General features: G+C 59.6%; 19 protein-coding genes. 11 read left to right on the top strand and 8 right to left on the bottom strand.

Annotated elements, in window-relative coordinates; translation table 11 throughout:
• Positions 1 to 12: 12 nt before the first annotated feature.
• The 3 genes from ACTJJA_RS18950 to mltB form a co-directional block, all read right to left on the bottom strand.
• Positions 13 to 873: a metal ABC transporter permease gene (locus ACTJJA_RS18950; RefSeq protein WP_010434409.1), complete on the bottom strand. Its 861-nt coding sequence runs from the start codon at positions 871 to 873 to the stop codon at positions 13 to 15.
• Positions 870 to 1523, bottom strand: a complete 654-nt coding sequence (locus ACTJJA_RS18945) for a metal ABC transporter ATP-binding protein (RefSeq protein WP_440668927.1) — start codon at positions 1521 to 1523, stop codon at positions 870 to 872. The genes ACTJJA_RS18950 and ACTJJA_RS18945 overlap by 4 nt, the downstream gene beginning before the upstream one ends.
• Positions 1524 to 1824: 301 nt before the next feature.
• A complete protein-coding gene (gene mltB, locus ACTJJA_RS18940; protein ID WP_173651697.1) occupies positions 1825 to 2925 on the bottom strand; it encodes a lytic murein transglycosylase B in 1101 nt (366 codons plus the stop codon).
• 251 nt (positions 2926 to 3176) lie between these two features.
• On the opposite strand from mltB, the gene srlA reads away from it, so the two are divergent.
• The 7 genes from srlA to gutQ all read left to right on the top strand — a co-directional run bounded on the left by srlA (position 3177) and on the right by gutQ (position 8113).
• Entirely contained in the window at positions 3177 to 3740 is a 564-nt protein-coding gene (srlA, locus tag ACTJJA_RS18935; RefSeq protein ID WP_023333189.1) for a PTS glucitol/sorbitol transporter subunit IIC, read from the top strand.
• Positions 3737 to 4696: a PTS glucitol/sorbitol transporter subunit IIB gene (gene srlE, locus ACTJJA_RS18930; RefSeq protein ID WP_063144185.1), complete on the top strand. Its 960-nt coding sequence runs from the start codon at positions 3737 to 3739 to the stop codon at positions 4694 to 4696. The genes srlA and srlE overlap by 4 nt, the downstream gene beginning before the upstream one ends.
• A gap of 12 nt (positions 4697 to 4708) precedes the next feature.
• Positions 4709 to 5071 carry a PTS glucitol/sorbitol transporter subunit IIA gene (gene srlB, locus ACTJJA_RS18925; protein WP_440668926.1) on the top strand — a complete coding sequence of 121 codons (363 nt, stop codon included), beginning with the start codon at positions 4709 to 4711 and terminating at the stop codon, positions 5069 to 5071.
• 15 nt (positions 5072 to 5086) lie between these two features.
• Positions 5087 to 5866 (top strand): sorbitol-6-phosphate dehydrogenase, encoded by a 780-nt coding sequence (gene srlD / locus ACTJJA_RS18920; protein ID WP_320386532.1) that lies wholly within the window; start codon positions 5087 to 5089, stop codon positions 5864 to 5866.
• Between the two features lie 92 nt (positions 5867 to 5958).
• The gene (gene gutM, locus ACTJJA_RS18915) at positions 5959 to 6318 is read left to right on the top strand and encodes a transcriptional regulator GutM (protein WP_032660364.1); all 360 of its coding nucleotides are present in this window, start codon (positions 5959 to 5961) and stop codon (positions 6316 to 6318) included.
• A 63-nt stretch (positions 6319 to 6381) separates the two neighbouring features.
• Positions 6382 to 7155 (top strand): glucitol operon DNA-binding transcriptional repressor SrlR, encoded by a 774-nt coding sequence (gene srlR / locus ACTJJA_RS18910; protein WP_010434430.1) that lies wholly within the window; start codon positions 6382 to 6384, stop codon positions 7153 to 7155.
• Positions 7148 to 8113, top strand: a complete 966-nt coding sequence (gutQ, locus tag ACTJJA_RS18905) for an arabinose-5-phosphate isomerase GutQ (RefSeq protein WP_440668925.1) — start codon at positions 7148 to 7150, stop codon at positions 8111 to 8113. The genes srlR and gutQ overlap by 8 nt, the downstream gene beginning before the upstream one ends.
• Here the strand turns inward: gutQ and norR are convergent.
• Positions 8110 to 9624, bottom strand: a complete 1515-nt coding sequence (norR, locus tag ACTJJA_RS18900; RefSeq protein WP_440668924.1) for a nitric oxide reductase transcriptional regulator NorR — start codon at positions 9622 to 9624, stop codon at positions 8110 to 8112. The genes gutQ and norR overlap by 4 nt on opposite strands.
• Before the next feature lie 186 nt (positions 9625 to 9810).
• Here norR and norV point away from each other — a divergent pair, with 186 nt between their 5' ends.
• From norV to ACTJJA_RS18880, 4 genes are all read left to right on the top strand, one after another.
• Positions 9811 to 11256, top strand: coding sequence for an anaerobic nitric oxide reductase flavorubredoxin (norV, locus tag ACTJJA_RS18895; protein WP_440668923.1), 1446 nt, complete (start codon positions 9811 to 9813; stop codon positions 11254 to 11256).
• Complete coding sequence (gene norW / locus ACTJJA_RS18890; protein ID WP_440668922.1) at positions 11253 to 12386, top strand: NADH:flavorubredoxin reductase NorW; 1134 nt, start codon at positions 11253 to 11255, stop codon at positions 12384 to 12386. The genes norV and norW overlap by 4 nt, the downstream gene beginning before the upstream one ends.
• A gap of 277 nt (positions 12387 to 12663) precedes the next feature.
• On the top strand, positions 12664 to 12822 hold the full coding sequence (locus tag ACTJJA_RS18885; protein ID WP_311391850.1) for a hypothetical protein: 159 nt from the start codon (positions 12664 to 12666) through the stop codon (positions 12820 to 12822).
• A 98-nt stretch (positions 12823 to 12920) separates the two neighbouring features.
• On the top strand, positions 12921 to 14585 hold the full coding sequence (locus ACTJJA_RS18880) for an SgrR family transcriptional regulator (protein ID WP_440668921.1): 1665 nt from the start codon (positions 12921 to 12923) through the stop codon (positions 14583 to 14585).
• Here ACTJJA_RS18880 and ACTJJA_RS18875 read toward each other — a convergent pair.
• From ACTJJA_RS18875 to ACTJJA_RS18860, 4 genes are all read right to left on the bottom strand, one after another.
• Positions 14558 to 15580 carry a HoxN/HupN/NixA family nickel/cobalt transporter gene (locus ACTJJA_RS18875; RefSeq protein ID WP_010434446.1) on the bottom strand — a complete coding sequence of 341 codons (1023 nt, stop codon included), beginning with the start codon at positions 15578 to 15580 and terminating at the stop codon, positions 14558 to 14560. The two genes, ACTJJA_RS18880 and ACTJJA_RS18875, sit on opposite strands and share 28 nt — an antisense overlap.
• Before the next feature lies 1 nt (position 15581).
• Positions 15582 to 17798 carry a carbamoyltransferase HypF gene (gene hypF / locus ACTJJA_RS18870; RefSeq protein WP_440668920.1) on the bottom strand — a complete coding sequence of 739 codons (2217 nt, stop codon included), beginning with the start codon at positions 17796 to 17798 and terminating at the stop codon, positions 15582 to 15584.
• Between the two features lie 6 nt (positions 17799 to 17804).
• Positions 17805 to 18350, bottom strand: a complete 546-nt coding sequence (hydN, locus tag ACTJJA_RS18865; RefSeq protein ID WP_440668919.1) for an electron transport protein HydN — start codon at positions 18348 to 18350, stop codon at positions 17805 to 17807.
• 134 nt (positions 18351 to 18484) lie between these two features.
• On the bottom strand, positions 18485 to 19498 hold the full coding sequence (locus tag ACTJJA_RS18860) for a LacI family DNA-binding transcriptional regulator (protein WP_214606284.1): 1014 nt from the start codon (positions 19496 to 19498) through the stop codon (positions 18485 to 18487).
• Positions 19499 to 19595 lie beyond the last annotated feature (97 nt).

Raw genomic sequence — 19595 nt, 5'->3', positions numbered from 1 at the left:
TTTCCCCTTGCGTTAAAAAAGCGCCCGCAGGCTGCCAGCCAGCCTGCTGCGCGTACCAAATAAAACAGAGATAAAGAACAGCGCGCTGGCGGTGAGCACGATGGATGGCCCCGCAGGCAAACTCGCCGCCCAGGAGAGGCTGAGCCCGAGCCACGCACAGAAAATACCGCTGATGCCCGCCATCAATAACAACCCCGGTAACGTGCGTACCCAGCAGCGAGCAGCCACTGCGGGAAGCATCATCAGCCCGACGGCCATTAGCGTGCCAAGCACCTGAAATCCGGCCACCAGATTAAGCACCAGCAGCGCCAGAAACAGTCCATGCAATAAGCCAGGTAACCCGCGAGCATTCACCTGCAGCCAGGCGGTATCAAAGGCCTCTGTCACCAGCCCGCGATAGAAAATCGCCAGCGTGATAAGCGTGACGATGCACACGCCGGTGACGAACAGCGCGGCGTCGTTGTCCACCGCAAGAATGGAGCCAAACAGCAGATGCAGCAGATCGACATTCGAGCCGCGCAGCGAGACCAGCGTGACGCCCAGCGCCAGCGAGCCAAGATAGAAACCGGCAAAGCTGGCATCTTCTTTGAGCGGCGTGCGGCGGCTGACCAGACCGGCCACCAGCGCCACGGTAATTCCCGCGATAAAACCGCCAATACTCATCGCCAGCAGCGACATTCCGCTGAGCAAATACCCCACGGCGACACCCGGCAAAATGGCGTGAGAAAGCGCATCCCCCATCAGGCTCATCCGACGCAGCTGAAGAAACACGCCGAGCGCGGTGGTGCTGACGGAGAGCGCCAGGCAAACCACCAGCGCGCGGCGCATAAACCCGTATTCGATAAACGGCTGGAAAAATGTATGCCAGATCATGCCACCCTCACCCGTTCGGTTTTCCACTGGGGAACGTCAGCATCCAGCCGTAGGGTTTGCGGGAAGTGGCGTGACACGCGCTCGCTGTCGTGTAAAACCGCGAGCAGCGTTTGCCCCTGCATATACATCTCCAGCATCAGGTCCATCAGCACGTTGCAGGTGGCTTCATCGACCCCGGTAAAGGGCTCATCCAGCATCACCAGCGGCGCCTGCTGCACCAGGACACGTGCAAACAGCATGCGCTGAAACTGTCCGCCGGAGAGTTCATCGATGGTGGATAACGCCATGGATCCCAGCCCGACGCGCTCAAGCGCGCTGGCAATCCGCAACCGCGTCTCGCGACGAAAACCGGAAAAAAGCGATATGCGCGGCCAGCAGCCCATGCTTACCACGTCCTGTACGGTCAGCGGAAACTGTGCCTCCAGCGCGTGACGCTGTGCCAGCCAGCCGATTACCGGGCGCTTACCCTGCCAGCGGAAGCCGCCGCTGACAGGAGGAATAAACCCCGCCAGCGTTTTCAGCAGCGTCGATTTCCCGCAGCCGTTAGCGCCGATAATGGCGGTCATGCTCCCCCGTTCGATCACCCCCGAAAGAAGACGCGTAACGGGCTGGCAGTCATAGCCCGCGACCAGCTCGTTCATCACGATCATGGCAATGCCACCGCCCAGCGCACGGCCAGCCCGATAAAGACAACAAGCACCAGCGCCAGCAACAGCCGAACCAGAGCGGAGAGAGAAAAAAGAGACGTTGACATGTTGACACCGAAATTAATGTTATAACATAACAATAATGAAAGGCGGTTAAGATGTAAATGGCGGGGTTGGAAAGGGAGTGTGGCGAAATGTTTCTGCAAAATTCCCCTCTCCCGTGGGAGAGGGCATCAGGCCGCACCGTGCATGCAGCCATGCCGGGTGGCGGCGTTGCCTTACCCGGCCTACCCGTCAGAATGACTTACTGACTAAACGGTGACGCCGCCGGGACGCGGGCCTGAGACACCGCCAGCCCCAGCTGCCACACCGCCATTGCGTAGTGGGTGCTGTGGTTATAACGGGTGATGGTGTAGAAGTTCGGCATGCCGTACCAGTACTGATACCCGGTTCCCACGTCCAGACGCAGCAGGCTCACCTGATCGACATTGCCCAGCGGCTGCGTTGGCGTTAAGCCTGCCGCCGTCAGCTGTGCAACGCTGTATTTGGTTTTGAAGCCGTTTTCCAGACCAAACGCCTCGCCGTTTGCCTGCACCGCAACTTGCCCACCCGGCGTCCAGCCGTGCGCTTTGAAGTAGTTCGCCACGCTGCCGATGGCATCCACCGGATCCCACAGGTTGATGTGACCATCACCGTTAAAGTCGACGGCATATTGCTTATAGGAAGACGGCATAAACTGACCGTAGCCCATCGCACCGGCAAACGACCCTTTCAGATCCAGCGGGTCGTCCTGTTCGCTGCGCGCCATCAGCAGGAAGGTTTCCAGCTCGGAAGAGAAGTACTCCGCGCGGCGCGGGTAGTTAAAGGAGAGCGTCGCCAGCGCGTCGAGAATGCGGGTTTTACCCATCACGCGGCCCCAGCGGGTTTCCACGCCGATAATCCCGACGATGATTTCAGGTGGTACGCCGTACACCTGCCACGCGCGGTTAAGCGCATCTTCATACTGATTCCAGAACACCACGCCGTTTTGCACGTTGTCCGGGGTAATAAACTGTTTGCGATAGCGCAGCCACGCGCCATTCGGCCCGCTCGGCACCTGAGCCGTCGGTGCCTGCCTGTCCATCAGGCGCAGCACGTAGTCCAGACGCTTGGCCTGAGACAAAATTTCGTGCAGTTGCTGTCTGTCAAAGCCGTGTTTGCTCACCATTTTATCGATGAACTGTTCGGCCGCCGGGTTATTGGCGAAGTCGCCGCCCATCTGCATCATATTGTGCTGCGGCTCCAGCAGGAATCCTCCCGAAGGCGCACCCGCCGTTTGCTGAACGGCTTCGGTCTTAGGTTTGCTACTACAGGCAGACAGCAGAATAAGCGCAGGCAACAGCGCTGCATAACGACGCTTGAACATGAGACATCCATTTAACGGGTTCGATAAGAACCCAGTATGGTAAAGCATCCGCAACACCTCAAGGAAGCGGTACGCACTCCCCCAACGCAAATCCGCGCTTTTTTCCACCGAAAACCATTGACCCCATCAATAAACTTTCAAAATAATCCATTTTTCTTTCATTGTGAGATCTAATTAACACTTTAAAACCTTTCAAAGTGATTATTATTAGCCTGTCAGACAAAAACAAAAAAGCCCCACAGGAGAGAAGAATGATAGAAACCATCACCCACGGCGCCGAGTGGTTCATCGGGCTGTTTCAGAAAGGCGGAGAAGTGTTCACCGGTATGGTGACCGGGATCCTGCCCCTGCTGATCAGCCTGCTGGTGATCATGAACGCGCTGATTAACTTTATCGGCCAGCAGCGCATCGAACGCTTCGCCCAGCGCTGCGCCGGGAACCCACTGTCCCGCTACCTGGTTTTGCCCTTCATCGGCACCTTCGTGTTCTGTAACCCGATGACCTTAAGCCTCGGTCGCTTCATGCCGGAAAAATACAAGCCGAGCTATTACGCCGCCGCCTCCTACAGCTGCCACTCCATGAACGGCCTGTTCCCGCACATTAACCCCGGAGAGCTGTTTGTTTATCTCGGGATCGCCAGCGGTCTCACCACTCTTGGCCTGCCGCTCGGCCCGCTGGCGGTGAGCTATCTGCTGGTCGGCCTGGTCACCAACTTCTTCCGCGGCTGGGTGACGGACCTCACCACCGCCATTTTTGAGAAAAAAATGGGCATCCAGCTTGAACAGAAAGTCCATCTCTCAGGAGCCACAGCATGAACCGGATCCGCATTGAGAAAGGCACGGGCGGCTGGGGCGGCCCGCTGGAGTTCGACGCCACCGAAGGCAAAAAGATCGTTTACATCACCGCGGGCACGCGCCCGGCGATCGTTGACAGGCTGCGCGAGCTGACCGGCTGGGAAGCGGTCGACGGCTTTAAGGAAGGCGAACCGCCGGAGGCGGAAATCGGTGTGGCGGTGATCGACTGCGGCGGCACGCTGCGCTGCGGTATCTATCCGAAGCGCCGCATTCCAACGGTGAATATTCACTCCACCGGAAAATCCGGCCCGCTGGCGCAGTACATCCTTGAGGACATTTACGTCTCAGGCGTGAAGGAGGACAACATCACGCTGGTGAATGGGACGCCTGCACCGCAAAAAGCGGCCCCGCGCGAGTACGACACCAGCAAGAAAATCACCGAGCAGAGCGACGGCCTGCTGGCGAAGGTCGGGATGGGCATGGGTTCCGCCGTGGCGGTACTGTTCCAGTCCGGGCGCGATACCATCGACACGGTACTGAAAACCATCCTGCCCTTTATGGCGTTCGTCTCGGCGCTGATCGGCATCATCATGGCGTCCGGCCTGGGCGACTGGATTGCCCACGGCCTCGCTCCGCTCGCCAGCCACCCGCTCGGGCTGGTCACGCTGGCGCTGATCTGCTCCTTCCCGCTGCTGTCGCCGTTCCTCGGCCCGGGCGCGGTGATTGCCCAGGTCATCGGCGTGCTGATTGGCGTGCAGATTGGCCTGGGCAACATTCCCCCGCACCTCGCCCTGCCCGCTCTGTTTGCCATTAACGCCCAGGCGGCGTGCGACTTTATCCCCGTTGGGCTGTCTCTGGCCGAAGCGCGCCAGGACACCGTGCGCGTGGGCGTCCCGTCCGTACTGGTGAGCCGCTTCCTGACGGGCGCGCCGACGGTGCTGATTGCCTGGTTTGTCTCCGGCTTTATTTATCAATAAGAGGTTCCTGCGATGACCGTGATTTACCAGACCACCATTACCCGCATCGGCCAGAGCGCGGCCGATGCCTTAAGCGACCAGATGCTGATCACCTTCCGCGAAGGCGCCCCGGCAGATATCGAAGAGTTTTGTTTTATCCACTGCCACGGCGAGCTGAACGGTGAGCTGAAGGCAGGAAGTCAGCTGGAGCTGGGCGAGGTGCGCTATTCCGTCACCGCCGTTGGCGACGTGGCCGAGCAAAACCTGCGCGAGCTGGGTCACATCACCCTGCGTTTCGACGGCCAGCCGCAGGCCGAATATCCCGGCACGGTTCACGTGGCGGGCCCGGTTCCGCAGGCTGTCACCCCAGGCTGCACGTTAAAATTTGTTGCGTAATTTAAGGAGAATCACATGAGTCAGGTTGCCGTTGTCATTGGTGGAGGACAAACCTTAGGCGAGTTCCTCTGCCGTGGGCTTGCCGCAGAGGGTTACCGCGTGGCGGTAGTGGACATTCAGAGTGAAAAAGCCGCCCGCGTGGCGGACACCATCAATACCGAGTTTGGCGAAGGGATGGCGTACGGGTTTGGTGCCGACGCCACCAGCGAGCAGAGCGTGATGGCGCTGGCCCGCGGCGTGGACGAGATTTTTGGACGTACCGATCTGCTGGTCTACAGCGCGGGAATTGCGAAAGCGGCCTTTATCGGCGATGTCGAGCTGGGGGATTTTGACCGTTCGCTGCAGGTGAATCTGGTGGGCTATTTCCTCTGCGCCCGCGAGTTTTCCCGTCTGATGATCCGCGACGGCATTCAGGGGCGCATCATTCAGATCAACTCAAAATCAGGGAAAGTGGGCAGCAAGCATAACTCCGGCTACAGCGCGGCGAAGTTTGGCGGCGTGGGGCTGACGCAGTCTCTGGCGCTGGATCTGGCCGAGTACGGCATTACCGTTCACTCGCTGATGCTGGGCAATCTGCTGAAATCGCCGATGTTCCAGTCCCTGCTGCCGCAGTACGCCACCAAGCTCGGCATCAAGGCTGAGGAAGTGGAGCAGTACTACATCGATAAAGTGCCGCTGAAGCGCGGGTGCGACTATCAGGACGTGCTGAACATGCTGCTGTTTTACGCCAGCCCAAAAGCCTCGTACTGCACCGGGCAGTCGATCAACGTGACCGGTGGGCAGGTCATGTTCTGAGTTCATTCCCCGGTGGCGCTGCGCTTACCGGGGCTACAATACCCCTAGGCCGGGTAAGGCGCAGCCGCCACCCGGCATGTAAGGAGTGAAATATGGTAACCGCACTCATCACCGTCGCCGCCCTCGCCTGGCTGTGCCAGATGGCGTTTGGCGGCTGGCAGATCCACCAGTTTAACCGCGCGTTTGATGCCCTGTGTCAGAAGGGTCGAGTGGGCGTCGGACGTTCCGGCGGACGCTTCAAACCGCGCGTAGTCGTCGCCGTTGCGCTGGACGAGCACGACCAGGTGTGCGATTCCCTGATCATGCGCGGCATGACCGTATTCGCCCGGCCGGTGAAAATCCAGGCAATCAACGGCATTTCGCTGCAGGAATTACGGCCTGATGTGATCTTTCCCCATGATCCACTCTGTCAGAATGCACTATCATTAGCGCTTAATCTGAAACATGGATAATTTCGTTGTGAAAGATATAGACTTGCGAAATTATCATTTCGCAACCTAAGGAACGAAGCGCCTATGAAACCTCGTCAGCGGCAGGCGGCCATTCTCGAACATCTGCAAAAGCAGGGAAAATGTTCGGTAGAGGATCTGGCCCACTACTTTGACACCACCGGCACGACAATACGCAAGGATCTGGTATTGCTCGAAAACTCTGGCGCCGTCATTCGAACCTACGGCGGCGTGGTACTCAATAAGGACGAAGCGGACCCGCCTATCGATCACAAAACGCTGATCAATACCCACCAGAAAGCGCTAATTGCCGAAGCTGCCGTAAAATTTATCCAGGACGGTGATTCCATCATTCTGGATGCAGGCAGTACCGTCCTGCAGATGATCCCGCTGCTCAGCCGCTTTAACAACATCACGGTGATGACCAACAGCCTGCACATCGTCAACGCCCTGTCGGAGTTCGACAGCGAGCAGACCATCCTGATGCCCGGCGGCACCTTCCGCAAAAAATCGGCGTCGTTTCACGGCCAGCTGGCGGAGAATGCCTTCGACCACTTCAGCTTTGATAAACTCTTTATGGGCACCGACGGCATCGACCTGAACGCGGGCGTTACGACGTTCAACGAGGTGTTCAGCGTCAGTAAAGCGATGTGCAACGCCGCGCGGGAAGTGATTTTGATGGCAGACTCGTCGAAGTTTGGCCGCAAAAGCCCCAACATTGTCTGTAGCCTTGAAAGCGTTGATAAGCTAATTACCGACGCGGGTATCGACCCGGCGTTCAAGAAAGCGCTGGAAGAGAAAGGAATCGACGTGATCGTAACCGGAGAAAGAGATGAGTGATTTTCTGTTAGAAACGGGCCGCCAGACGCTGATGCTGGAACTGCAGGAAGCCAGCCGCCTGCCGGAACGTCTGGGCGAGGATTTTGTCCGCGCCGCCAACACCATTATCCACTGCGAAGGCAAAGTGATCGTGGCGGGCATCGGTAAATCTGGCCATATCGGCAAAAAGATTGCCGCGACGCTCGCCAGCACCGGCACCCCGGCGTTCTTTGTGCATCCGGCAGAAGCGCTGCATGGCGATCTCGGGATGATTGAAAGCCGCGACGTGATGCTGTTTATCTCCTACTCCGGTTCGGCAAAAGAGCTGGACCTGATTATTCCACGCCTGCAGGAAAAATCGGTCGCCCTGCTGGCGATGACCGGAAAATCCCGCTCGCCGCTGGCGCTGGCCGCCAAAGCGACGCTGGATATTTCCGTTGAGCGTGAAGCCTGTCCGATGCACCTCGCCCCGACCTCCAGCACCGTTAACACCCTGATGATGGGCGACGCGCTGGCCATGGCGGTGATGCAGGCGCGCGGCTTTAACGAAGAAGATTTCGCCCGTTCGCATCCGGCAGGTGCGCTCGGCGCACGCCTGCTCAACAAGGTTCACCACCTGATGCGCACCGACGATGCCATTCCGCAGGTCAAACTCGATACCAGCGTCATGGACGCGATGCTGGAGCTCAGCCGCACCGGTCTGGGGCTGGTTGCGGTCTGCGATGACAGCGGGAGCGTCAAGGGCGTGTTCACCGACGGCGACCTGCGCCGCTGGCTGGTAGGCGGCGGCAGGCTGGAAACAAAAGTGTCGGACGCCATGACCAAAGGCGGGCTGACGCTCAACGCCGAGAGCCGCGCCATTGAAGCCAAAGAGGTGCTGATGAAGCGCAAAATCACCGCCGCGCCGGTGGTGGATGACACCGGCAGGCTGTGCGGTGCTATCAACCTGCAGGATTTCTACCAGGCCGGAATTATCTAGCCCTTCAGTCCCAGACGCTTCGCCAGCCTGTGCAGGTTGGCGACGTCCATCTCCAGCGCCCGCGCGCACGCCGCCCAGCTGCGGTTATTCTGCTCCAGCGCGCGGGTAATCATCTGACGCTGAAACGCCTCCGTGGCTTCACGCAGATTTTCATTCGCTATCTCTGGTGCCGCCTGCGCGACAGCCGGTGCGGTTTCATCCTGAAGCGCAAAATGCCGTGCGTGGATCACTACCTCGTCACCCGAGCGCGTCGCCCGCGCCAGCACCACCGCGCGGTGGATCGCATGCTCCAGCTCGCGCACGTTGCCTGGCCAGCCGTAACTCAGCAGATGTGACCTCGCCCCCGGGCTCAGCACCACGCGGGAAAGCCCCATCCTGAGACGACACTGCTCGCAGAAAAAGCCCGCCAGCAGCAGCACGTCGTCCCCGCGCTCGCGCAGCGGCGGCACGGTTAGCGGGAACACGCTCAGGCGATGGAACAGGTCGGCACGAAACTGCCCTGCCAGCACCGCTTCACGCAGGTCGCGGTTGGTGGCCGCCAGCACGCGCACGTCCACTCTGTGACTGCGATCATCCCCCACGCGCTGGATGTCGCCGTACTGCAACACGCGCAGCAGCTTGGCCTGCAGCGACAGCGACAGCTCGCCAATTTCATCCAGAAACAGCGTGCCGTTATCGGCCATTTCGAACTTGCCGCTGCGGTTGCTGATGGCCCCGGTAAACGCCCCTTTAACGTGACCAAACAGCTCGCTTTCCGCCACGCTTTCCGGCAGCGCGGCGCAGTTGAGGTACACCAGCGGGTTCACCGCGCGCGGCGAGGCTTCGTGAATGGACTTCGCCACCAGCTCCTTACCGGTGCCGGTTTCCCCGAAGATCAGCACGTTTAAATCTGAGGCGGCAACAATCTCAATCTCTTTTTTGAGCTGCGCCATGCCCGGAGAAAGGCCGATCATCTCCGTGTGCGTTACCTGCTCAAACGCCGCCGGGCTGCCGGGAAGAATGTTCTGGCTCTCCAGCTGTTCAATCAGCAGGGCATTGTTCAGCGCCCCGGCAGCCAGGGCGGCAATCAGGCGCAGCTCTTCGTCGCTAAAGGTGTCGAACTGGTCCGGCGACATACCGTCGAGCGTCAGTGCCCCAATCAGGTTTTGCCCGGCAAACAGCGGCAGGCCGATACAGGCGTGCACCTTCAGGCTCTCCTGTCCGGGAATAAGCCCGTCGTACGGGTCGGGCAAGTCGCTGTCTGCCGGGAAGCGCACCACGTCACCCGCCCGGGCGATAGTTTCCAGACGCGGATGGCCTTCAAGGGTAAAACGCCGTCCGAGCACGTCCTTCGCCAGCCCGTCGATAGCCAGCGGAATAAACTGCCGCCCTTCATAGCGCAGCAGCGCCGAGGCGTCACACGCCAGCACGTGGCGCAGCGTGGAGATCAGCCGCTGAAAGCGGTCCTGATGGCCGATACCGGTTTGCAGCTCAATGGCGATCTTCGCCAGCACGTCGACGGAAAAGCTCATAGTGACCTCGCTGTCATTTTGACAATGCATGTTGTCATATTGACACTAATTTTAATAGTCATAATGACTACCCATTACGGATCATAAGAATTTTTATCAAACAAAATCAATAAATTAAAAGTTGGCATGCAACTTGATATAAGCAAAACATCTTATTTGAAAATGCGATATTACGCTGAGGTTGCTATGTCTATTCTGGTTAAAAATAATATTCATTGGGTCGGTCAACGTGACTGGGAAGTGCGCGATTTCCACGGGACGGAGTACAAAACGCTGCGCGGCAGCAGCTACAACAGCTATCTCATCCGGGAAGGTAAAAATGTGCTGATCGATACCGTCGATCACAAATTCAGCCGCGAGTTCGTGCAGAACCTGCGCAGTGAAATCGACCTGGACGCCATCGACTACATCATCATCAATCATGCGGAAGAAGATCACGCCGGCGCGCTGACCGAGCTGATGTCTTACATTCCGAACACCCCGATCTACTGCACCACCAACGCCATCGACTCGATCAACGGCCACCACCACCATCCGGAGTGGAACTTCCACACCGTGAAAACCGGCGACGCGCTGGATATCGGCAACGGCAAACAGCTGATCTTCGTGGAAACCCCGATGCTGCACTGGCCGGACAGCATGATGACCTACATGACCGGCGACGCGGTACTGTTCAGCAACGATGCCTTCGGCCAGCACTACTGCGACGAGCGCCTGTTCAACGACGAAGTGGACCAGACCGAGCTGTTCGAGCAGTGCCAGCGCTACTACGCCAACATCCTGACGCCGTTCAGCCGCCTGGTAACGCCAAAAATTACCGAAATCCTCGGCTTTAACCTGCCGGTGGACATGATTGCCACCTCCCACGGCGTGGTGTGGCGTGAGAACCCGACCCAGATCGTCGAGCTGTACCTGAAGTGGGCGGCGGACTATCAGGAAGACCGCATCACGATCTTCTACGACACCATGTCCAACAACACCCGCATGATGGCGGACGCCATTGCCCAGGGCATCAACGAAGTGGACCCGAACGTGGCGGTGAAAATCTTCAACGTGGCGCGCAGCGATAAGAACGAGGTGTTGACCAACGTGTTCCGCTCTAAGGGCGTGCTGGTGGGCACCTCCACCATGAACAACGTCATGATGCCGAAAATTGCCGGTCTGGTGGAAGAGATGACCGGCCTGCGTTTTCGCAACAAACGCGCCAGCGCCTTTGGCTCCCACGGCTGGAGCGGCGGCGCGGTAGACCGTCTGTCTACGCGTCTGCAGGATGCCGGTTTCGAAATGTCCCTGAGCCTGAAGGCGAAATGGCGTCCGGATATCGACGCCCTGGAGATCTGTCGCCAGCATGGCCGCGACATTGCCCGCCAGTGGGCGCTCGCACCGCTTCCACAAGCTGCGAAATCAACCGAACAGCAGGAAGCCTGCGCCTGTGCCGCCGCGGCAGCCGCCGATCTCGGCCCGCGCATGCAGTGCAGCGTCTGCCAGTGGATTTACGATCCTGAACTGGGCGAACCGCTGCAGGATGTTGCCCCGGGCACGCCGTGGCGAGACGTGCCGGACAACTTCCTCTGCCCGGAATGTTCACTCGGTAAGGACGTCTTTGACGAACTGGGTACGGAGGCAAAATGAGCAACGGTATCGTCATCATCGGCTCGGGCTTTGCCGCCCGCCAGCTGGTGAAAAACATCCGCAAGCATGATGCCAGCGTGCCGCTGACGGTGATTGCCGCCGACAGCATGGACGAGTACAACAAGCCTGATTTAAGCCACGTCATTAGCCAGAATCAGCGCGCCGAAGACCTCACCCGCCAGACGGCGGGGGAGTTCGCAGAGCAGTTTAACCTGCGTCTGTTCCCGTACACCTGGGTCACCGATATCGACGCCGGTGCTCGCGTAGTGAAAGCGAAAGAGAAAACCTGGCAGTATGACAAGCTGGTGCTGGCCACGGGTGCCTCTGCCTTCGTGCCGCCGATTGAAGGCCGCGAGCTGATGATCACGCTCAACAGCCAGCAGGAGTACCAGGCAAGCGAAACGGGGCTTCGCGACGCACAGCGCGTGATGATTGTCGGCGGCGGGCTGATCGGCACCGAGCTGGCGATGGATTTCTGCCGGGCGGGCAAATCCGTCACCCTGGTTGACCACGCGGCGAGCATTCTGTCGGCGCTGATGCCCGCAGAAGTAAGCAGTCGCTTACAGCATCGCCTGACCGATATGGGCGTCCATCTGCTGTTGAAATCGCAGCTGCACAGCCTGAGCAAAACCGAAGGCGGCATTCGTGCCACGCTCGACCGCAGCCGCAGCGTTAACGTAGACGTGGTTATCGCGGCGACGGGCCTGCGCCCGGAAATTGCGCTGGCGCATCGTGCAGGGGCAGAAACAGGCCGTGGCGTGAAGGTAAATAGCGACCTGCAAACCACGCAGCCGGATATTTACGCCCTGGGCGACTGCGCTGAAATTAACGGTCAGGTGCTGCCCTTTTTACAGCCAATTCAATTAAGCGCGATGTATCTGGCGAAAAACCTGCTCGGCGGCAGCGCGCCGCTGAAATTACCCGCCATGCTGATTAAAGTCAAAACGCCGGCATTACCGCTGCATCTTGCCGGTGAAACGCAGCGTCAGGATCTGAACTGGCAAATTACCCTCGAGCCGCAGGGAATGGTCGCACGCGGTGCCGATAATGAGGGTCAACTACGCGCTTTTGTCGTCAGTGAAGACCGGATGAAGGAGGCTTTCGCTCTGCTGAAACTGTTACCTGCCTGACCCTCTTTTTGCCGGGCGGCGCTTCGCTTACCCGGCCTACAGCACGACCACGCTTACTTAACCTTTGGATTTAATTATCCATCACCCCGATGTCCCGGGGCTTTTTTTTACGGATTCTATTCATCAAATAAATGCAAAGCAGGTATATCATCGCTATCAATCCCTTATTTATTATTTCCATTAATACTTAAATGCGGAACAGCTTAAAAACCTCACCCTGTTTTATTATTCGCATCCGGCTTAGTCTGAAAAGGTATTAATCAGCCGGAGACAAATCATGGCGACTTTTCATAAAGAACTCAATTATCTTTCTCGTTATTTCAAAGAAGCGAAGCATGCTGAACACATTTTATTTCGCTGGCTTTATTTGAGCCCGGAGGCGCGCATTGAGCGTCTGCGCGAGCTGATGATGCCGGTCAGTGAACATGAGCGGTAATCGCCGGGCAAAACCGGAACACTTTACGTAAACCAGCACTTTTTCTTCCGCAAAAAAATCCTACACTCTCAGCATCCCTTTTTCATCGGTATGCCGCTATGCGCCAGCTTCAGAAAATCCGTCATTATCAACGGCTTTATCAGCACTACGGCGCAGCGCCAGCGTCCACGACTATCGCGGAAGTCGCGGAGGTTGCGCTGTGCAGCGAACGTCATGCGCGTACCCTTCTGCGCCAGCTCGCGCAAAGCGGCTGGCTAAGCTGGGATGCGCAGCCGGGGCGCGGGCATCGTGCCACCCTGCACTGCCTGACAACCACCAGCGAACTGAGCGCGCCGCTGATGCACGCCTGCCTGGAAAAAGGCGATTACCAGAGCGCGCTGCAGCTGGCCGACGGCGATCCGGCCAGCCTGCACCACATCATCACCCCGTTTTTAGGCGGCAAATGGCTTAAGCACCAGCCGACGCTGCGCATTCCGTGGTATCGCCCGCTGACCTCGCTGCATCCTGCCCTTCAGCGTCGCCGCGCCGAACAGCATATTATCTGCGCGGTTCACGCAGGTCTGACACGCTATGCATCCGGTAACGCGCAGCCAGTAGCGGATTTAGCCCATCACTGGGATGCCTCCGAAGACACGCTTCGCTGGCGCTTTTACCTGCGAAGCGGCGCGCACTGGCATAACGGTCAGGCCATCAGCGACGAAGATATTCTCAGCGCGATGCAGCTGCTGCTGGACGATCCGGCACGCAGCGCGGGGCTCACGCACGTTCAAACGGTGTCGCTTGTCGCCCCTTGGTGTCTGGAGATTGCGCTGAACGTGCCCGATGCCATGCTGGCGCATCGTCTCGCGCATCACGCCTGTCGTCTGCCGCATCCGCAGCAGCCTGATATCGGCGCGGGCCCTTTTGCTATTGCCCATCACCACTCGCATTACCTGCGCCTTGAGCGTCAGCCCTGGTACTTTGCCGCGCACCCGCTGCTGCACGCGATTGAGTTCTGGCGCACCCTCAGCGAGGCGGAAAAACCCGCGTGGATAACCGTGGGTAAAGGCGACAATGCCCGGGAATCCGTCACCTCCACCAGCGGCGGGTTTGCCTGGCTGATGCTGAACGCCGGGCTGCCGCAGCCGCTGGCCGCGTGGCTGCGTCAGGAGATTCAGCACATTAACCAGCAGCACCTCCGCCGGGAGGATGTCGATACCCGCACGGAGATCCTGCCCGGCATCACAACGCCCGCGTTTGCGGATGCCTGCGACGTGGCGCTCCCCGCAGTCCTTTCTCTGATCTGTTACGACACGCCGGGGCTGTGCGATCTGGCCAGCATGCTGCAAACGCGCCTGAAAAAGCGCGGCTGTGACGTTAACATCCAGCGGAAAGACCGCGAGGCGTGGCATGCGCCCGACGCGCTGGCGCAGGGAGATATCTTGCTGGGGGATTATCTGGCGGGTGAAGTACCGGTATTTGCGCTGGCAGAATGGTTTACTGAAGAGCCCGCGTGGGCCGCCGCGCTAGGGCAGGCAGCCTGGCAAAAAGCAAAGCAGACGCTGATGACATACTGCGAAAGCGAGGAGACGCTAAAATCACACCTGCCCGCTTTCTTTCAGCACCTGCTGGAAAGCGGCGCCTGCACGCCGCTGTTCCACTACCGCTATCGTCTTAACACCCTCGAAAACGTGCAGGACATTGTGCTGACCGCCAGCGGCTGGCTTGATTTTACCCGCGCCTGGCTGCCGCCGGTTCAGGAACGCACGACCAGCGCGTCGTAGCCGCGCCAGCGGTAATTGACCATGGAGATCAGCCAGCAGGCAACAAACAGCCCAACTACCACAAACCCGGCGTTGCCCAGATTGTCGTTTACCGCACCAATCAGATCCCAGACGCCGCCGCTGAGGGCGAATTTGTCCATCAGCAGGCCCAGCGCTTCCAGCCCGCCGATAAACAGCGCCACCACCACGGAGGTGCCGGTGATGGTCATGTTGTAGTAGAGCTTGCGCTGCGGCTTGTTAAACGCCCAGCCGTAGGCACCGACCATCAGCAGATTGTCGAGGGTATCCACCAGCGCCATGCCGCTGGCGAAGAGCGCCGGGAAAATCATGATTGACCACACCGACATCCCGCTGGAGGCGCTGGCAGCAGAGATCCCCAGCACGCCAATCTCGGTGGCCGTGTCAAAGCCGAGACCAAACAGGAAACCAACCAGGTACATCTGCCAGCTTTTATTCACCAGGCGGAAGGTTTTGCCGAACAGCCAGTTCATGACGCCGCCCTGGGCAGGTAGCGTGATGTCTCCCTGCACTGGCCTGCCGTGTTTCAGCGCCTGAAAACTACGCCAGACGCCGCGCAGGATCACCATGTTCACCAGCGCCATCGCCAGCAGGAAGGTCGCCGACACCGCCGTGCCAATCAGGCTGCCAGTTTCGTGGAACCATTCCATGTTTTTCTGAAACGCCGTCGCGGTAGCGGCGATGGCAATCGAGGCCAGCACCACGATGGTGGAGTGCCCCAGCGAGAACCACGCCCCCACGCCGGACGGGCGCTTGCCCTGCTGCATCATCTTACGCGTCACGGTATCAATGGCCGCGATGTGGTCGGCGTCCACCGCGTGACGCAGCCCGTAGCACCACGCCAGCAGGCTGGCGGCCATCAGCGCCGTGCTGCCGCTAAAGGCGTGCCATGCCCATCCCCAGGCCAGCAGGTTTGCCATTACCAGAGCCAGCAGCAGAAGCGCGGCGCGAGGTTCATTGCGTAAGAGTCGTAACATTTTAAGTCCTTTGTGAACATGACCGGGCGGCGGCGACCACCGCCTGCCCGAAGGAGATCGCTCCGTCACCTGCGGGCAGGTGCGAAGGAAAAAGAAGCGTAAAGTCAGAAAGATAATGACGCAGGCGCGCGCGCAGCAGACGGTTGTGAACCACGCCGCCGCTGAGGCAGATTGTCGACAGCGATAAGCGTCGGGTATGGAACGCGGCGAGTTCTGCCAACCCTTTTGCCAGCGCATCGTGAAACGCCCATGCGCGCGCGCACGGCTCAGCCTGCCAGTTCAGCCACTGCCGCCAGAAAAGCGCGAGGTTGTCGACAGATAGCGTCACCGGATGGTCGACGCCCGCGCACTGCGAGGCCAACGCTTCCAGCCGGCAGGCCGCTTCACCTTCCCAGGACTGCGCGTCGATACCAAGCGCGCAGGCGACCGCATCAAACAGGCGACCACATGACGAGGCCTGCGGCGCGTTGATGCTGCGCCCGATCGCCGTCGCCAGCAGAGGCCAGTTCTGGCGCTGTACCGCGCGCGTTTCCGGATACTGCTGCCAGTCAGGGACAAATGCCAGACAGTGGGCGAGTAAATTGCGCCACGGCTGCCGCGCCGCGAGATCGCCGCCCGGCAGCGCAACGGCAGGCAGCCCGCCCAGATGCTCGCACGCGAGATAGTTCACCCGCAGGCACTCCCCGCCCCACAGCGCGCCGTTCTCACCCATGCCGATCCCGTCCAGCGTGAGGGCGATAACGTCTCCGCCCTCACGCGGCCAGCCGTTTTCCGCCAGGCACGCCGCCGCGTGGGCGTGATGGTGCAGTACGGTTTCGACCGGCAGCGCCTGCGCTTGCGCCCATTGTTGCGTGTGATAGCCCGGATGGGCGTCGCACACCACGCGTTCCGGCTGGAAGGCGTAGATGTCCTGCATCGTCGAGAGCGCGCCGCGCCACTGCGCTTCGACACCCTCGTCGCCGAGATCGCCAAAATGCTGGCTCAGCACCGCCTGGCTGCCACGCACCAGGCAGAAGGTGTTTTTCATCTCCGCACCGGTGCATAACATGGCGGGGATATTCTCAAAACCCGCAGGTAACGTGATGGCATCCGGCACAAAACCGCGCGCCCGGCGCAGCATCGCACCGTCCCGATCCATCACCGAATCGTCCATCCGCTGAAGAATATCGCGATTGTGCATCAGGAATCCGTCCGCAATGTTGCCCAGTTCATCCAGTGCCTGTTGATTACTGATGGCTGGCGGCCTGCCGCTGAGGTTGCCGGAGGTCATCACCAGCGGGCGCTGGCAGTCCATCATCAGCAAATGTTGCAGCGGGTTTGCGGGAAGCATGATGCCCACGCTATCCAGACCCGGCGCGATTGCCTCGGGGAACACCGGCAGCCAGGCTTTTGGCGTGAGCACGACAGGTGCCGCGGGTGAGCGCAGCAGCGTCTGAATCGACTCAGGCAGCTTATCCGCCTGCGGGATCATCACCGCCAGCGGCTTCGATGGACGCTGCTTGCGTGACCGCAATGTCAGTATCGCCTGCGGGTTGAGCGCGTCGCAGACGAGGTGAAAACCGCCCAGCCCTTTAACCGCGACGATACCGCCGTCCTTGAGCATCGCCACCGCCGCACGCAGTGCCGTTTCGCGGGTGGCAACAACGTCGCCCGCACGCCATTCCAGCGCTGGCCCGCAGTCCGGGCACGCCACCGGCTGGGCGTGAAAACGTCGGTCGGCAGGATTGCGGTACTCCGTCTCACAGGGTGCGCAAAGGGAAAATGCGGCCATCGACGTGGCCGGACGGTCATAGGGCATGGCGCGGATAATGGTAAACCGCGGCCCGCAGTGGGTGCAGTTGATAAACGGGTAGCGATAACGGCGCTCGCCGGGGTCGCGCATTTCAGCCAGACACGCCGGACAGGTGGCGGCGTCCGGCACAATCTGGGTGTCCATCGCGCCGCCCGCACTGTGGCGGATAACAAACGCGTCCGGCAGGTTCGTCCAGGTGAACGGCTGCGTTTCAACGTGGTCAATGCGTGCCAGCGGTGGGCAGTCCTGATGCAGCCTCGCGGTAAAGGCCCCCCCATTACCCGCGAGGCGCACCAGCACGCCCTCTCCGTCGTTGCAGACATCGCCCGTTAGCTGAAGCTGATGCGCAAGCTGCCAGACGAAGGGCCGAAACCCCACGCCCTGCACCTTGCCGCGCACGCGCAGCTGTACGCCGTTACTGCTCATGGCGGATCAGAACAGCAGTGATGCTGACGTATCGAACGCCGCACGACGGCGCTTTTCGGCGCTCATCTGCTCAAGCTTGTCGCGATCCACGCAGACCAGCGCGTGCGTCGGGCAGGCTTCCATGCAGGCCGGGCCAGCGTCGCGGTGGTAGCACAGGTCACATTTGTTGGCTTCGGCTTTCTCCGCCCGCACGCTCAGCCCCAAACCGCTGTTGCGCACCACCGGACGGACAACCACCTCCATCGCGCCGTACGGGCAGGCGACCACGCAGGTTTTGCAGCCAATGCAGCGCTCCTGCATCACGTGCACAAAGCCTTTCTCGCGTTTAATCGCCCCATTCGGACAGACGTTCGCGCACGGCGCGTCTTCGCACTGGCGACAGATGGCGGCGGTAGAAATATTCACGCCTTTAATGACGTGGATGCGCGGCAGGAACGTGTCAGGAGTCAGCGACGCGCAGTCCTGCTCCACCTGATGGGAAACCACGCACGCCACTTCACAGGTACGGCAACCTATGCACTTACTGGCATCGGCCATAATAAAACGGTTCATCTGCTTCTCCAGCATTACAGTTATGCGCGGAGATATTCATAAACCGTGCCAATTATTAACACTATGATTTTTAATGATTTTAAAAATGAGCGTGGTGCTGTCATCGTCACTTATGACGATGACAGCTGTCGACGTCACCGATGCGGACCGTCGATCACGGAGTCGCGCAGGATAAGCTCACCGGAGAAGGTTTGCTGGTATTTGAACTCACCGCCGTCAAGCATGAAGATCAGGCGGCTGATGGTCTCCTTGATCATCTCCGTCACCGGAATGCGCACGCTGGACAGAGACGGCACCATGTACGGCGCGATGGCAACATCATCGAAACCAATCACCGACACCGCGTCCGGCGTGGCGACACCGCTGTCGTGCAGCTGCTTCATGGCACCAATCGCCATATCGTCGTTACTCGCCACCAGCGCCGTAAAGCGTTCGCCCCGGGATAGCAGCTCCACCACTGCCGCCGCGCCGCTGGCCGGGTTCCATTTCCCCTGCGCAATCAGCTCCTGGCGCAGTGGAATGCCGTGCTGCATCAGTGCTGCCCGGTAACCGGAAAGACGCTCAACGCCGGTCGGGGAATCGAGTGAGCCGGTGATAAACGCAATATCCCGGTGACCTTTCGCAATCAGCTTCGACACAGCGTCCTGGCAGGAGGCGTTATGATCGGACCAGACGCTGTGGCTGCTGTTTTTCCGCAATCGTCGGTTGAGCACCATAATCGGCTGCTCGCACTTTTCGACGATCTCGTCCATCTCCTCGACGCTCAGGAAACGCGGGTAGATGATCACCGCGTCGCAGCGCATGTCGAGCAGATATTGAATTGCCTCGCGCTCCTCGTCGGCGCTGTGCTTACCGTCCGCGAGGATCAGCTGCCGCCCTTTTTCTTCCGTCATGCGCGCGGCGTGGAACAGCAGTTCGCTAAAGTAAACGCCGTGGTAAAGGGTGTTCGTCACCACCAGCCCCAGCGTCTGGGTACGCCTGGTCGCCAGGTTGCGCGCCAGCAAATTCGGGCGATAGCCGCTCTCTTCAATAGCCTGAAACACCCGGTCTTTGGTCTCCTGGCTGACGTAGCCATTTCCCGACAGCACCCGGGAGACCGTCGCTTTCGAAACGCCTGCCCGCTTCGCCACTTCCAGCATCGTGGTCATGTTGTTATTCCGTTTGAAACTGATGAGCGCAGTGTACTGCACTGCAAAAAAATTGTCGCAGCGGCGAAATCACGCTTTGAGTGACGATAGGTGATCG

Origin of the sequence: Enterobacter sp. 22452, assembly GCF_052045065.1 — a bacterium.
Classification (GTDB): Bacteria; Pseudomonadota; Gammaproteobacteria; order Enterobacterales; family Enterobacteriaceae; genus Enterobacter; species Enterobacter mori.
Note: the sequence above shows the minus strand (reverse complement) of the source record. Positions and strands in the feature narration are given on the sequence as shown.

Coding starts and splice junctions, on each gene's coding strand:
- ACTJJA_RS18950 (WP_010434409.1), bottom strand. CDS start 873: ATGATCTGGCATACATTTTTCCAGCCGTTTATCGAATACGGGTTTATG.
- ACTJJA_RS18945 (WP_440668927.1), bottom strand. CDS start 1,523: ATGATCGTGATGAACGAGCTGGTCGCGGGCTATGACTGCCAGCCCGTT.
- mltB (WP_173651697.1), bottom strand. CDS start 2,925: ATGTTCAAGCGTCGTTATGCAGCGCTGTTGCCTGCGCTTATTCTGCTG.
- srlA (WP_023333189.1), top strand. CDS start 3,177: ATGATAGAAACCATCACCCACGGCGCCGAGTGGTTCATCGGGCTGTTT.
- srlE (WP_063144185.1), top strand. CDS start 3,737: ATGAACCGGATCCGCATTGAGAAAGGCACGGGCGGCTGGGGCGGCCCG.
- srlB (WP_440668926.1), top strand. CDS start 4,709: ATGACCGTGATTTACCAGACCACCATTACCCGCATCGGCCAGAGCGCG.
- srlD (WP_320386532.1), top strand. CDS start 5,087: ATGAGTCAGGTTGCCGTTGTCATTGGTGGAGGACAAACCTTAGGCGAG.
- gutM (WP_032660364.1), top strand. CDS start 5,959: ATGGTAACCGCACTCATCACCGTCGCCGCCCTCGCCTGGCTGTGCCAG.
- srlR (WP_010434430.1), top strand. CDS start 6,382: ATGAAACCTCGTCAGCGGCAGGCGGCCATTCTCGAACATCTGCAAAAG.
- gutQ (WP_440668925.1), top strand. CDS start 7,148: ATGAGTGATTTTCTGTTAGAAACGGGCCGCCAGACGCTGATGCTGGAA.
- norR (WP_440668924.1), bottom strand. CDS start 9,624: ATGAGCTTTTCCGTCGACGTGCTGGCGAAGATCGCCATTGAGCTGCAA.
- norV (WP_440668923.1), top strand. CDS start 9,811: ATGTCTATTCTGGTTAAAAATAATATTCATTGGGTCGGTCAACGTGAC.
- norW (WP_440668922.1), top strand. CDS start 11,253: ATGAGCAACGGTATCGTCATCATCGGCTCGGGCTTTGCCGCCCGCCAG.
- ACTJJA_RS18885 (WP_311391850.1), top strand. CDS start 12,664: ATGGCGACTTTTCATAAAGAACTCAATTATCTTTCTCGTTATTTCAAA.
- ACTJJA_RS18880 (WP_440668921.1), top strand. CDS start 12,921: ATGCGCCAGCTTCAGAAAATCCGTCATTATCAACGGCTTTATCAGCAC.
- ACTJJA_RS18875 (WP_010434446.1), bottom strand. CDS start 15,580: ATGTTACGACTCTTACGCAATGAACCTCGCGCCGCGCTTCTGCTGCTG.
- hypF (WP_440668920.1), bottom strand. CDS start 17,798: ATGAGCAGTAACGGCGTACAGCTGCGCGTGCGCGGCAAGGTGCAGGGC.
- hydN (WP_440668919.1), bottom strand. CDS start 18,350: ATGAACCGTTTTATTATGGCCGATGCCAGTAAGTGCATAGGTTGCCGT.
- ACTJJA_RS18860 (WP_214606284.1), bottom strand. CDS start 19,498: ATGACCACGATGCTGGAAGTGGCGAAGCGGGCAGGCGTTTCGAAAGCG.